The following is a 14039-nucleotide window of genomic DNA, read 5'->3' as shown; positions in this document are numbered from 1 at the left end:
CTTTATTCGGTCAGATCGAAATCGTCTTCCTTCGCGTTCAGAATGTCGGCGAGCGTACGCAATCCTGTATCGAGCAATTCGATGGACGGTCCGGCCAGCGCCAGTCGCACGGCGTTGGGCGCATGACCGTGTGAAACGGCAAATGTGGTCGACGGCGTCAGCCCGATGTCATGTCGGGCGGCCGCGACCACCAGCGCCTGCGAGCGCCAGTGCGCAGGCAGCGTCAGCCAGAGGTGATAGCTCTTGCCGCTGGTGCGCACGTCGAATCCCGAGAGGCGAGCGGCAGCGACTTGCTGCCGCGCGCGTGCGTCGCTGCGTTTGAGCTGCACGAGCGTATCGACGGTGCCGTCGCTCATCATGCGTTGCGCGGCGGCGAAAGCGTAGCCCGATGCTGTCCATCCCCCTGAGCGCACTGCGGCCATCACGCTGTCCCGGAGCCTTGGTGGCGTCACGAGAAATCCCAGATTGAGTCCCGGCGCGACCTTTTTCGACAGACTGTCGACCACGATGCAATGGTCGGGCGCATCTGCCGCGAGCGGCGTTGCGTCGTCGAGAAAACCGTAGACGTTGTCTTCGATCACCGTGATGTTCAGTCTTTCGACGATGCGCAGCAGCTCGGCACGCCGCACCGCAGGCATTGTCATCCCCAGCGGACTTTGAATCGATGGCTGAAGGTAAATCGCCGAGAGATTGCCTTCCCGGTGGGCGCGCTGAATCGCCTCGGGACGCACACCGGACTCATCCATCGCCAGCGGCACCAATGCGATGCCCAATCGCGCCGCAATGCCTTTGATAAACGGATACGTCAGCATCTCGACGCCGCATCGCCCGCCTGGCGGCACGACGGCGGCCAGTGCTGCGGCGATGCTTTGCCTTCCTGCACCGGTGAAGACGAGTTGATCCGGGGATGGCGTCCACGGTCCCGCCGCGAGAAACGCCGCCGCCGTGTTGCGCACGGCAAGCGTGCCGCCACTGGTCGCCGGACGCAATGCCAGTTCGAGATCCAACGGTCGCTCCAGCCCCGCGAGACTCTTCGCGATCAACGCCGATTGCTCCGGGAGAATCGGGAAGTTGAACTCCAGATCGATGCGAACGCCACGCGGCTCGCCGGGTGCCGCGACGCCACGCTTCGCCTCTCCCGACACAAACGTTCCCCGTCCGACCTCACCCACGACTAGCCCGCGCCGGAGCAATTCGGCGTAAACGCGGCTTGCCGTCGAGGCCGCAATGCCATGCAGATCGGCAAAGTTGCGCTGGGGCGGAAGCCGCTCGCCAGGCTTGAGCACGCCCTGGGTAATGTCCGTCGCGATCCGGTCGGCAAGCGTCAGATAATCGGCCTTCGTCATATATTGCACCGAGAACAATGTTTTAATTGCACCGACTTTAACATCGGAGCATTCTGAGCGCACCTGATCCCGGCGATGACCCTCACGCCGCAGGTTTCATCGCTTCGGAGAGGCTTCGTGTCTGTACTGCCATTCGCGTCTGAATTGACACTCGCCACCATCGTCGTGGCATTCGTCGCCGTGTTCCTGATTTCGTTCATGAAGGGCGCCTTCGGGGGCGGCTTCTCCATCGTCGGCATTCCGTTGCTGTCGTTCGTGATGGACCCAGTGAGCGCGGGAGGGCTGCTCGCGCCATTGTTTATCGCGATGGATCTGTTTGCGCTGCGCTACTGGAAGCCGTCGACTTGGTCACGCCCCGACCTTGCGCGCCTGGTGCCCGGATTGCTCGCAGGGATCGCGATGGGGTACTTACTATTTCGCGTGCTTGATCATCGCGCCATCTCCATCGTGATGGCGCTGATCACATTGACGTTCGTGGGGTTGTGGCTGGTCTCGGGCGCGAAGCAGGGGGTGCGCGAACGGTCTACACCGAAGGCGATTACGGCGGGTGTGGCATCGGGTGTGACGACGATGGTCGCGCACTCCGGCGGACCGCCGCTGGCGATGTATCTGCTGCCGCTGGGTCTGAGCAAGGAGGTGTATGCCGGGACCACCAGCCTGTTTTTCACCGTCGGCAATGCGACCAAAGCGGTGCCGTGGCTCTTGCTGGTTCGTCCGGCGGGGTCGATCTGGGTGCTCATGGGGATCTGCCTTTTCGCCATCCCTGCGGGCGTGTTCTCGGGCTGGCGATTGCACGCGCGTCTCGATCAACGCCAGATTTACCGGGCTTGCTACGGACTGCTGGTCGTCACGGCGATCAAACTGCTGTGGGACGGCATCTCAGGCTATCTTGTCTGAGTTTCATTGCGGCGGTGCGAGGTAGGGGGGATGTAGGGAGCTAAAGGATTTCGTGAAATATGCCGTAATACTTTCGAATCCTTACTTTCTCTCATTTCCTCATTCCACGGAGACCCCCTCGCTCCATGACGATCATTATTCCGACCAAGGGCAATGCGACGTCCAGCATGCTCGAGATCTGGCAGTCGCATATCCAGCAACAGCAGGCCGACAAGGCGCAGGCGGCGGCCAAAACGGCAGGCACGGCCAGCACCGTCAATCAAGCCGCCGCCACGAAGTCGACCGGTGCCGACGACGCGGCAAAGTTGGCCCAGGCCAACGCCAGCACCTCCTCCGATGCCGCCGAAAGCAACGGCGTGAGCCAGTTGGGCGACAAAACGCTGGTGGATCTGCGCTCCGCCAACCAGAGCGCCAAGCAACAGGGGCAGGCGATGACCGAGACGGAAGGCGCGGGTTCCGGTAACGAAATCGTCGCGCAAACCATCAAGAAGTTGAAGGAAATGCTCGCCAAGGTGATGAAGCAGCTGGATGCGGTGCGCACCAACGACCGTCTCCCGCCGGAGGACAAGCTCCAGCAAATGACTATGCTGTCCTCTCAGGCCATGTCGATTCAGGCGCAGATTCTCGCACTCATGGGTCCGGCGAAGCCCACGGGTAATAACGTCGATACGACCGCCTGACGCCCGGATCGTCGCTCTCGTCCGACGCATCTCTGTGCATCTTTCTCACCGCAGTGATGCGCCGGACGGATCGATTGCTGCAAAACAAGCAACGATGCGCGCCCGGGAAGCGCGCTAAAATTCGGCTTTCGCTTAATTCTTCTCCGAGGCCCGCTGACGGCCGCGCCTCGTCCCCGTGCCGCATGAAGCAAGACAAGACGCTCACCGCCCTGCTATGGATTGTCGCGGCGGGCTTTTTCATGCAGGCGCTCGATACGACCATCGTCAATACGGCGCTGCCCGCCATGGCCGCGAGTCTTGGCGAGAACCCGCTGCGCATGCAGCCGGTGGTCGTCTCCTACTCGCTCACGATGGCCATGCTGACGCCCGCGTCCGGCTGGCTGGCCGATCGCTTCGGCACGCGACGCGTCTACTTCGTCGCGATCCTGCTGTTCGTGCTCGGCTCGATTGCTTGCGCGATGGCGCACACGCTGCCGCAACTTGTAGTCGCGCGGGTGCTGCAAGGCGCGGGCGGTTCGATGCTGCTGCCCATCGGACGTCTTGCCGTGCTGCGGACATTCCCGGCCGGGGAGTATCTGGCAGCGCTTGCCTTTGTGTCGATTGCGGGGCAGGTCGGCCCTATGATCGGCCCTGTGCTGGGCGGATGGCTGGTGCAGGTGGCGTCGTGGCACTGGATATTCCTCATCAATGTGCCCATCGGCCTGATCGGCAGCCTCGCCGTGCGTCATTACCTGCCGCGTCCTGCGAAGGACGAAGTCATCGATACCGGTTTCGACTGGGGTGGTTTCGCCTTGCTGTCGGTGGCGATGGTGTCGTTCACGCTCGCGTTGGATCATCCGTTCCCGGAGGCCGGGTGGGCACCGTCTGCCGTCCTCGCGCTGCTTTGCGTTGCGACGACGCTCGGCTACTGGCCCTATGCGCGCCGTCGCGCTACGCCATTGTTCCCGCTGGAACTGTTCGAGACGCGCAGCTTCAGTCTCGGCTTGCTGGGCAATCTCGTCGCGCGGATCGGCAGCAGTGCCGTGCCGTTCCTGCTGCCGCTGCTGCTTCAGGTGGCGATGGGTTACAGCCCGCTGGCTTCCGGGTTGATGATGCTGCCTGTGGCCCTCGCGGGGATCGTCGTCAAGCGCATGGTCACGCCGCTCGTGGTGCGCTTTGGCTATACGCGTTTTCTGATGGTGAATACGGCGGTCGTCGGTGGCTCGATTGCGAGCTTCGCGTTATTCGCGCCGGGTTGGCCGATCTGGCTGGGACTCGTGCAACTGGCGGTGTTCGGCGGGGCGAACTCGATGCAGTTCGCCGCCATGAACAGTGTGACGCTGAAGGATCTCGGCACGCGTCGTGCGAGTGCGGGCAACGGGCTGTTTTCGATGGCGCAGATGCTCGCCCTCGGGCTGGGCGTGACCATCGGCGGCCAGTTACTGGCGCTGTTCGGTCATCTGGCAGGACAGGCGGGGGAGCTTGGCGTGGGCGGCACCGTTGCAGGCTTTCGCGTGACGTTCGTGTGCGTCGGGCTGATTACGCTGGCGTCGGCGCTCGTGTTCCGTCGAGTGGAAGACCCGGCGGCGGGACCGTCGCACGACGGTGGTCAGACGCAGACTGCGTCTGCCACAGATCTCAAGCGCTGAGCGTCGGGCTGCCGCATCACGTTGGCTGACGCTCGGTCGCCACTTACTTCTTCACCAGCGCACACTTCGAATCGGCCAGCGGGGCGAACGCCTTGTCGGCCGGAATCGTCTCCAGGATCTTGTACAGATCCCATTCCGACTTCGACTCGGCAGGCGTCTTCACCTGCACCAGCAGCATGTCGTGCACCAGCTTGCCGTCGGCGCGAATCTGGCCGTTGCGAATCACCGGGTCGTCGATCTTCATCGACTTGAGCTTGGCCATCACAGCGTCCGCCTCGTCGGTGCCTGCCGCCTGAACTGCCTTCAGATAGTTGAGCACCGCCGAATACACGGCGGCCTGCATCATCGTCGGCATCTTCTTGTGCTGAGCGTAAAAGCGTTGCGCGAAGGCGCGCGAGCGGTCGTCCTGATCCCAATAGAAGCCGTTCGTGAGGATCATGCCCTGCGCGTTCTTCAGGCCCATGCCGTGGATTTCGGTGATGAGCGAGAGCAGCGGTGTGAACACCTGCTTGCCACCCTGAATGATGTTGAACTGCGAGGCTTGCTTGACGGTGTTGAGCGTATCGGTGCCGGAGTTGGCCAGCGCGATCACCTGTGCGCCGGACGTCTGGGCGCGCAGCAGATAGGACGACAGGTCCGGCGAGTTCACCGGGTGCTTCACAGAGCCGACGACCTTGCCGCCCTGACGCGTCAGGATCTCGCTCGCATCTTTCTCCAGCGCCTGTCCGAACGCGTAGTCGGCGGTAATGAAGTACCACGACTTCAGACCGCGACGCAGCAAGGCCTGCGAGGTCGAGTTCGCCAGTGCGTATGTGTCGTACATCCACTGCACGCTATGTGCCGTGCATTGCTCGTTGCTGATGGCGGACGATCCTGCGCCGGTCACAAGTGCGATCTTCTTCTTTTCGTCGGCAATCCGGTCGACGGCCAGCGCCACGTTCGAGAACGTGAGGTCGGTGATCATGTCGACTTTGCCCCGGTCGTACCACTCGCGGGCAATGGTCGCGCCGGTGTCGGTCTTGCCCTGTGAGTCGGCGGACACCAGCTCGATGGGTGCGCCGAGGACTTTGTGATCGTGCGAGAAGTCGTCGATGGCCATGGTGGCGGCGAGTACGCTGCCCTTGCCCGCGTTGTCGCTCGACACGCCCGAGAGGTCGGTGAGCACGCCGATCTTCACGACGCCGTCGGAGATCGCGGCGGCCTGCGCCGGGGAGGGAAGCGCAATGAGGGATGCAACGGCAAACGACGCGGCGACGGCAATCGTACGGCGCAAATGACCGCTGAGCCCACTGATGCCGCTGAGGCCGGTAATGCTGGACATGGCTTGTCTCCAATGTTCGAGTTATAACGACCCGCCGCCGCCCATCTCTGCCGGAGGACGCGTGCGGCGAGTCTCGAACATCTTAAACATCACGTAATCGTTTGCGCAATCCGTAATGATCGGAATCTATGCGTAATCCGCATTAGGATTTTCCTGACCTTCCGCGAAGCGGCGAGATGGCGTAGAAGCCGTCTCGCCATCCGATCGCTGTGGGGTTGTGCGAGCGGGCTTAGTTCTGGCAGCGGGGCGTTGCACCCTGTGCGCTGGTGGCGATGGCGTTGCCGATGCCGTCGGCCAGACGGTCGACGAGCTTGCGCTGCGCCGCGACAACGTCTGCGATGCCCGACGCTGCGGACTCCGTCCCCGAGAAGCGGCACGTCAGCACGATATCGCCCGGCACCTTTCGCACACTCCAGACCGCGGTGAGCGCCGCTTGTTCGCCCGGCGTCGATTCGAACCGCTGGACGGACGTCGACACACGATAGACCGCAAGCCCGTCGGCACGGGGCAATCCATAGACGTCCATCGCGCCCAGGCGTTGCGTCAGGTCGCGAGAGATCGTCGACGTCAGCTCGGTCTTGAGCGGGGCAGCCCAGCGGGATTCCTCGAGAATATCGACGCGTCCGCCACCACGGGTGACGACGATCTGCGGCCGGTCGACCTGTTCGGGCACGGCCACGGGCGAGACTTCCAAAGCGTACGGTGTTGCCGGAGCTGCCGCGCCTGTGGTGGCGTTGGAATTTGCGGCGGCGCTACCTGTCCCGGCCCCCGCGTCCGTCAGCGTATAGAACGTGGGAGACGGCGAGGCACAGCCAGCAAGCGCCAGCACGAGGGCTGCCACAGCGGCGAGTCCTGCTTTGCCCACAAAAGCGGGCAGGGCAGGACGGTCGGAGAAGGAGGAGCTCTCGCCGTCCATCGGCGTTGCACGCAGGCGCGGGCTACGGGTCATGTCGGTCGGCCTCGTCATGGTTGCGGGTCCTTCGGTTTGCCGCGCAGCAGCGCTTCGGGATGTTGCTGCAAGTAGTCGGCGAGGGTGTTGAGGGAGCGCAGCGTCTTCGTCAGTTCCTGCATGGCCTGACGGACGTCCTGCTGCACAGGCGCATCTTCGGAGAGCGTGCGCTCGGCCGCACCGAAGCTCTTCTTCGCTTCGCCCAGCGTGGCCTTCGCTTCCGGTGCGATCTCGCCGTCGAGCTGACGGAACAGCCCTTGTGCACTATCCATCGTCTTGTCGAGCTTGCGCAGCGTCGAGTCCAGATTCTGTCCGATGCTGTCGAACGGAATCTTGTCGAGCTTGCTCGCAATGTCGGCGATCTGAAGCTGTAACTGGTCGAGCGTATTGGGCACCGTCGGCAGGGCCAGCATGTCGTCGACCATCTCGGCCTTGGCGGGCTTGACGTTCGGGAAGAAGTCGAGCGCCACGTACAGCTGACCGGTCAGCAGGTTGCCAGTGCGCAACTGACCCCGCAGGCCACGCTGCACGAGTGCGTCGAGAATCCTGTGGCTGTTCAGTTCCGTCGGCGGCACGCTGTTCTTCGGATCGCGACGGCGCAGACGATCCGGGTAGATGTCGACGGTCACCGGCATGTTGATCTGCTTGGTGGCCTGATCGAACTCCACGCCGATCGACGTCACTTCACCCAGCGTGATACCCCGGAAGTCGACCGGTGCACCGACGGCCAGCCCGCGCAGCGACTGCTGGAAGCGGAACACCACCCGCACCGGGTGTGTGTCTGGGGCCTTCATGGCCGTGGCTTCGTCGGCGGCCAGACGGAATTCCTGCCCGGCCTTGGCCATGACGCCAGCGCCTGAGTCGCTCGGGGCCTGGAAGGCGATCCCGCCGATGACCACCGATGCGAGCGACTGCGTATTGACCTGGAAGCCGCTCGAATCGAGTCGCAGATCGATGCCGCTGGCGTGCCAGAAGCGCGTGTTGGACCCGACGTACTGGTCATAGGGGGCCTGCACGAACACGCGCAACGTCACGCCCTTGCCGTCCGGATCGAGCGAGTACGCTTCGACCTGACCGACTTGAATGCGACGGTAGTAAATCGGCGAACCGATATCGAGCGAGCCGACATCGGCGGCGTGCAGCACGAACTGCTTGCCCGGCTGCCCGGTTGAGACGACCGGCGGCACCTCCAGTCCGACAAAGTGGTTCGCGGAGTCCTTAGCCTTACCGGCGTCTGCACCGATGTAGGCCCCGGATAGCAGCGTCGACAAGCCGGAGACGCTGCCACCGGCCACGCGTGGGCGCACGACCCACCAGCGCGAGTCCTTCACGGCGAATTTCTTCGCGTTTTGGGTGAGGTCGACCGTGACGCGCACGTGCGAGAGGTCGTCCGACAGTTCGATGCTCTTGACTGTGCCGATATCGACTTCCTTGTACTTGACCTTGGTCTTGCCCGCTTCGAGTCCTTCGGCCGTCTTGAAGTCGATGGTCACGCTCGGCCCGCGCTCGATGAGCACCTTGGCCACCAGCGACAGCCCGATGACGGCAGCGACCAGCGGAATCAGCCAGACGAGCGAGGGCGCCCAGCGCTTGCGCGGTTCGATGGCCGGCGTCGGCAGATTGCCTGCCCCGGGCGGTGGCACGGCGTTCGGGTCTTGCGAGTCTTTCGGTTCAGTCATGATCGTCCTGTTCGGTATCGTCGTCGCGGATCTGATCCCAGATCAGGCGAGGGTCGAACTGCATGGAGGCCACCATCGTGAGCACGACCACGGAGCCGAAAGCCACGATGCCCGGACCGGCCTTAATCACGGCCAGCGACTGAATGTTTACGAGCGCCACCATCAGCGCGACGACGAAAACGTCGAGCATGGACCAGCGTCCAATGAACTCGACCATGTGATACAGCTTGGTGCGTTGGTGCGGTTTCCAGCGGGTGCCGCGCTGCGCGGTAAAGCACAGCAGCGATAAGGCAATGAGCTTGAGCATCGGGACCAGAATGCTCGCCGTGAAGACGACGATGGCCAGATCGTACTCGCCGCTCGTCCAGAAATAGATCACGCCGCTCATGATCGTGTCGCTGGAGTTACCCAACAACGAACGCGTCTGCATCATGGGCAGGACGTTGGCGGGAATGTACAGGATCGCCGCCGCAATCAGCAAGGCCCAGGTACGCGTGAGGCTGTCGACCTTGCGCTGATGAAGCACTGCGCCGCATCGGGGACAACGCTCCTTTTCGACGGTTTTCACTTCCCGTGACAGACGCCCGCAGACATGGCAGGCGACCAGTCCCGCCGCTTTGGCCGAGAGATATTTCATCGCGTCACCGTCCGGGATTCGCTGGCCTTCTGCGCCTTCAGCGCTTCCACCGCAGGGTCCGGCGTGCGGTCGATCACGATCCACAGATTGCGCAGATCGTACGACAGCACCAGCGCGAGCAACATCGTCAGCGCGCCGAAGGCCCACAGCGCAATACCGGGCAGCACGCTCGCCATGGCCGAGAGTTTGACCAGCGAAACCAGTACCCCGAGCATGAACACTTCGATCATGCCCCAGGGGCGGCAGAACTCGATGGCGCGCATCACCTGAAAGACCGCATAGGGTCGTCGGCCGAGCGAGAGCGGCGTCACCAAATGGATCAGCGCGAGTAGTTGCGACAGGGGAAACAGCACGGTCGTGGCGAACACGAGCAGCGCGACAAGCCACATGCCCTCGCGATACAGCGCCCAGGCGGCACCCACGAGCGTCGTCTCGGTGTAGATGCCCTGCACCTCGATCTCGACGATGGGGAACGCGTTGGCGATGGCGAACACGATCACGCACGTCAGGCTGAGCGCAAGCACGCGAGACAGACGCAGGTCGGGGGAGCGGTAAAGAACCGAGTGGCAACGCACGCAGCGAGCGGTCTCGCGCGGCGGCAGGTCCATGCGACGGTGGAGCGTGTCGCAATTCGGACATGCGAGCAGGTTCGTCACGTCATCTTCAGGGGGCAATGTGTCCATTACCGGGGACGGTGACCAGAGTGACGCTCAGAATACCAAAATGTCAAGGAAGTTCCCATGAAATCAGCCGCAATGGCACACAACGCAATATGCGGCATGGTTTGTGCTAAGTCACGGAAATCATTACTTGTTTGCTCTATACTCAGGATGCTCCCGCAAAGTTACCCAAAATTTGAGGAGAATTCCCCCATGCTTAATATGTCCAGGCGCCAGTTCCTCAAAGTGAGTGGCGCAACGCTGGCAGGGTCCAGCCTGGCAATGCTCGGGTTCGCGCCCGACGCGGCGCTGGCGGAAGTCCGTCAGTTCAAGCTCGCGCGAGCGACCGAGACCCGTAATACCTGTCCGTACTGTTCCGTGGCCTGCGGGCTGCTCATGTACAGCTACGGCGACGGTGCGAAGAATGCGAAGAAGAGCATCTTTCACATCGAAGGTGACCCCGACCACCCGGTCAATCGCGGCACGTTGTGCCCGAAGGGCGCCAGCCTCATCGACTTCATCCACAGCCCGAACCGTCTCACGCATCCGGAGTACCGCAAGCCGGGGTCCGACAAGTGGGAACGTATTTCGTGGGACGACGCGCTCGATCGCATCGCCAAGCTGATGAAGGCCGACCGTGACGCCAACTTCGTCGAAAAGACGGACGACGGTCTCACTGTCAACCGTTGGCTCACCACCGGCATGCTGGCCGCGTCGGCGTCGAGCAACGAAGTCGGGTACATCACGCACAAAGTCATCCGCAGTACCGGGATGCTGGGATTCGATAACCAGGCACGTGTCTGACACGGCCCGACGGTGGCAGGTCTTGCCCCGACGTTTGGCCGTGGCGCGATGACGAACCATTGGGTCGACATCAAGAACGCGGATCTGGTACTCATCATGGGCGGCAACGCAGCCGAGGCACACCCGTGCGGTTTCAAATGGGTGACCGAGGCGAAGGCGCACAACAAGGCGCGCCTGATCGTGGTCGACCCGCGCTTTAACCGTTCGGCATCGGTCGCGGACTATTACGCCCCGATCCGTACCGGCACGGACATTGCGTTCCTCGGCGGGTTGATCAACTACCTGCTCACGAACGACAAGATCCAGCACGAGTACGTCAAGAACTACACCGACTTCACCTTCCTGGTGAAAGACGAGTTCTCGTTCGAAGACGGCATCTATTCGGGCTACAACGAAGAGAAACATACCTACGACAAGTCCTCCTGGGATTACCAGAAGGGCGCGGATGGCTACGTCCTCACCGACCCGACGCTGCAACACCCGCGTACGGTGTTCCAACTGATGAAGCAGCACTACTCGCGTTACACCATCGATATGGTGGAGCGCGTGTGCGGCACACCGGCGGACAAGGTCGAGTACATCTACAAGCAGATCGCCGAGTGCTCCACCCCGACGCGCACCATGACGATTCTGTATGCGCTCGGCTGGACGCAGCACTCGATCGGCTCGCAGATCATTCGTACCGGTGCCATGGTGCAGTTGCTGCTGGGCAATATCGGTGCGGTGGGCGGCGGCATGAACGCGCTGCGCGGTCACTCGAACATTCAGGGGCTGACCGATCTGGGGCTGATGACCGATCTGCTGCCGGGCTATATGTCGTTGCCCAAGCAGGCGGAGCAGACCGTCGAGCAATATCTGACGGCGCGCACGCAAAAGCCGCTGCGTCCGAACCAGTTGAGCTACTGGCAGAACTATCCGAAGTTCTACGTGAGCCTGATGAAGGCGTGGTGGGGCGATGCCGCCACGGCCGAGAACAACTGGGGCTACGACTACCTGCCCAAGCTAGACAAGCCTTACGACATGCTGCAAGTGCAGGAGCTGATGAGCAAGGGCAAGATGACCGGCTACATCGCGCAGGGGTTCAACCCCATCGCCGCGACCCCGGCCAAGGTCAAGTGGGATAAGGCGCTCGCCCAGCTCAAGTTCCTCGTCATCATGGACCCGCTGGCGACGGAGACGTCGGAGTTCTGGCGGAATTTCGGGGAACACAACAACGTCGACTCCAGCAAGATTCAGACGGAAGTGTTCCGCTTGCCGACGACCTGCTTCGCCGAAGAAGACGGTGCACTGGTCAACTCCGGGCGCTGGCTGCAATGGCACTGGAAGGGTGGCGAGCCGCCGGGCGAGGCGCGTACCGACATCGAAATCATGTCGGCGCTGTTCCTGCGCCTTCGCGAGATGTACAAGACGGAGGGCGGCAAGTATCCCGACCCGATCGTCAATCTGTCATGGCCGTACGCCCAGCCGGAGAGCCCGTCGCCCGAAGAACTCGCCAAGGAGTACAACGGCCGAGCGCTCAAGGACATCGTCGATCCGAAAGATCCGACCAAGGTCACGCGCAAGGCTGGCGAGCAGTTGTCCGGGTTTGCGGAACTCAAGGACGATGGCAGCACGTCGTCGGGTTGCTGGATCTTCGCCGGCGCATGGACGCAGGCAGGCAACCAGATGGCGCGACGCGACAACAGCGACCCGACCGGCATCGGTCAGACGCTGAACTGGGCGTGGGCGTGGCCGGCGAACCGTCGGATCTTGTACAACCGTGCGTCGTCCGACCTCGCGGGCAAGCCGTTCAACCCGAAGCGCAAACTGGTCTACTGGAACGGTAAGGCGTGGACCGGTGCCGACGTGCCCGACTTCAAGGTCGACGAGGATCCGGCCGGTGGCATGAGTCCGTTCATCATGAACCCCGAGGGCGTGGCGCGTTTCTTCGCCAAGGGGGCCATGGCAGAGGGCCCGTTCCCTGAGCATTACGAGCCGTTCGAGACGCCTCTGGGTTACAACCCGTTCCATCCGAAACAACCCAAGGCCACGCGAAACCCGGGCGCCCGAGTGTTCCCGGACGATCTGGCGACGATGGGCACGGCCGAGCACTTCCCGCATGTGGCAACGACTTATCGCCTGACCGAGCATTTCCACTACTGGACCAAGCACGCGTTGCTGAACTCGATCATCCAGCCTGAGCAGTTCGTCGAAATCGGCGAAGCGCTTGCGAAGGAAGTCGGGGTCGTCGCGGGCGACATGGTCAAGGTGTCGTCCAACCGGGGCTACATCAAGGCCAAGGCGGTCGTTACGAAGCGCCTGCGCGCGCTGAAGATCGACGGCAAGACGGTTCACCATGTGGGGATTCCGATTCACTGGGGCTTCAAGGGGTTGACCAAGCCCGGGTTCCTCGCGAATACGTTGACGCCGATTGTGGGCGACGCGAATTCGCAGACACCCGAGGTGAAGTCGTTCCTCGTGAAGGTCGAGAAGGCATAAGGAGGCGCCATGGCATTGCAATCACTGGATATCAAACGGCGCTCGGCAACGACCTTGCCGTCGCCCTCGGTGCGTGAAGCGCACACGGGCGACGTCGCCAAACTCATTGACGTCTCGAAGTGCATCGGCTGCAAGGCCTGCCAGACGGCGTGCATGGAGTGGAACGACCTGCGCGACGAGGTCGGAACCAACGTCGGCGTGTACGACAACCCGGCCGACCTGACGGCGGACTCGTGGACACTCATGCGTTTCACTGAGTACGAGAACCCGAAGGGCGACCTCGAATGGCTTATCCGCAAGGATGGCTGCATGCATTGCGAGGACCCGGGCTGCCTGAAGGCGTGCCCGTCGCCGGGTGCGATCGTGCAGTATGCGAACGGCATCGTCGACTTCCACGAAGAGGCCTGTATCGGCTGCGGGTACTGCATTACCGGGTGCCCGTTCAACATTCCGCGCATCTCGCAGAAGGATCACAAGGCGTACAAGTGCACGCTCTGCTCCGACCGCGTGTCCGTGGGGCTGGAGCCGGCCTGCGTGAAAACGTGCCCGACAGGCGCGATCATGTTCGGCACCAAGGACGCCATGAAGGATCAGGCGGCTGAGCGCATCGAAGACTTGAAGTCGCGGGGCTTCGACAACGCGGGGCTGTACGATCCGGCAGGCGTAGGCGGCACTCACGTGATGTATGTGCTGCACCATGCCGACAAGCCGTCGCTGTATCACGGTCTGCCGGACAACCCGCGCATCAGTCCGATGGTGACGTTCTGGAAGGGCATCGCCAAACCGCTGGGCGTGGCTGCGATGGCGCTCACGGCAATTGCCGGCTTTTTCCACTACATCAAGACCGGTCCGAACGAAACGACCGAGGAAGATGAAGAGGAAGCTCGTCGGTACGATGCATCCCGCAGGGGCAACGGTCCCGACGGCCAGAAGGGCGTTGTCACGCACGAGGAGGTCTGAC

11 protein-coding genes are annotated in these 14039 nt (G+C 62.6%); 5 read left to right on the top strand and 6 right to left on the bottom strand.

The features are described from left to right. Nucleotides 1–2 precede the first annotated feature (2 nt). On the bottom strand, nucleotides 3–1346 hold the full coding sequence (locus PAN31117_RS15995; protein ID WP_150739046.1) for an aminotransferase-like domain-containing protein: 1344 nt from the start codon (nucleotides 1344–1346) through the stop codon (nucleotides 3–5). A gap of 117 nt (nucleotides 1347–1463) precedes the next feature. Between PAN31117_RS15995 and PAN31117_RS15990 the strand changes: the two genes are divergently transcribed. From PAN31117_RS15990 to mdtD, 3 genes are all read left to right on the top strand, one after another. Then, on the top strand, nucleotides 1464–2243 hold the full coding sequence (locus PAN31117_RS15990) for a sulfite exporter TauE/SafE family protein (protein ID WP_246189121.1): 780 nt from the start codon (nucleotides 1464–1466) through the stop codon (nucleotides 2241–2243). Between the two features lie 125 nt (nucleotides 2244–2368). Further along, on the top strand, nucleotides 2369–2923 hold the full coding sequence (locus tag PAN31117_RS15985; RefSeq protein WP_150739044.1) for a FlxA-like family protein: 555 nt from the start codon (nucleotides 2369–2371) through the stop codon (nucleotides 2921–2923). 56 nt (nucleotides 2924–2979) lie between these two features. Further along, on the top strand, nucleotides 2980–4551 hold the full coding sequence (gene mdtD, locus PAN31117_RS15980) for a multidrug transporter subunit MdtD (protein WP_150739043.1): 1572 nt from the start codon (nucleotides 2980–2982) through the stop codon (nucleotides 4549–4551). Nucleotides 4552–4594: 43 nt separating this feature from the next. Here the strand turns inward: mdtD and PAN31117_RS15975 are convergent, their stop codons facing one another. The 5 genes from PAN31117_RS15975 to PAN31117_RS15955 form a co-directional block, all read right to left on the bottom strand. Next, the gene (locus PAN31117_RS15975; RefSeq protein ID WP_246189119.1) at nucleotides 4595–5872 is read right to left on the bottom strand and encodes an ABC transporter substrate-binding protein; all 1278 of its coding nucleotides are present in this window, start codon (nucleotides 5870–5872) and stop codon (nucleotides 4595–4597) included. Nucleotides 5873–6101: 229 nt separating this feature from the next. Then, on the bottom strand, nucleotides 6102–6821 hold the full coding sequence (locus tag PAN31117_RS15970; RefSeq protein WP_174990990.1) for a PqiC family protein: 720 nt from the start codon (nucleotides 6819–6821) through the stop codon (nucleotides 6102–6104). A gap of 14 nt (nucleotides 6822–6835) precedes the next feature. Continuing rightward, nucleotides 6836–8500 carry a PqiB family protein gene (locus tag PAN31117_RS15965; RefSeq protein ID WP_150739041.1) on the bottom strand — a complete coding sequence of 555 codons (1665 nt, stop codon included), beginning with the start codon at nucleotides 8498–8500 and terminating at the stop codon, nucleotides 6836–6838. After that, nucleotides 8493–9137: a paraquat-inducible protein A gene (locus tag PAN31117_RS15960; RefSeq protein ID WP_150739040.1), complete on the bottom strand. Its 645-nt coding sequence runs from the start codon at nucleotides 9135–9137 to the stop codon at nucleotides 8493–8495. The genes PAN31117_RS15965 and PAN31117_RS15960 overlap by 8 nt, the downstream gene beginning before the upstream one ends. After that, complete coding sequence (locus PAN31117_RS15955; RefSeq protein WP_246189118.1) at nucleotides 9134–9793, bottom strand: paraquat-inducible protein A; 660 nt, start codon at nucleotides 9791–9793, stop codon at nucleotides 9134–9136. The genes PAN31117_RS15960 and PAN31117_RS15955 overlap by 4 nt, the downstream gene beginning before the upstream one ends. Before the next feature lie 216 nt (nucleotides 9794–10009). On the opposite strand from PAN31117_RS15955, the gene fdnG reads away from it, so the two are divergent. Both fdnG and fdxH read left to right on the top strand, forming a co-directional pair. Next, complete coding sequence (gene fdnG / locus PAN31117_RS15950) at nucleotides 10010–13078, top strand: formate dehydrogenase-N subunit alpha (RefSeq protein WP_150739038.1); 3069 nt, start codon at nucleotides 10010–10012, stop codon at nucleotides 13076–13078. A 9-nt stretch (nucleotides 13079–13087) separates the two neighbouring features. Beyond that, nucleotides 13088–14038: a formate dehydrogenase subunit beta gene (gene fdxH / locus PAN31117_RS15945; RefSeq protein WP_150739037.1), complete on the top strand. Its 951-nt coding sequence runs from the start codon at nucleotides 13088–13090 to the stop codon at nucleotides 14036–14038. The last annotated feature ends 1 nt before the right edge of the window (nucleotide 14039 follow it).

This window comes from Pandoraea anapnoica (genome assembly GCF_902459765.1).
Taxonomy (GTDB): Bacteria; Pseudomonadota; Gammaproteobacteria; order Burkholderiales; family Burkholderiaceae; genus Pandoraea; species Pandoraea anapnoica.
Note: the sequence above shows the minus strand (reverse complement) of the source record. Positions and strands in the feature narration are given on the sequence as shown.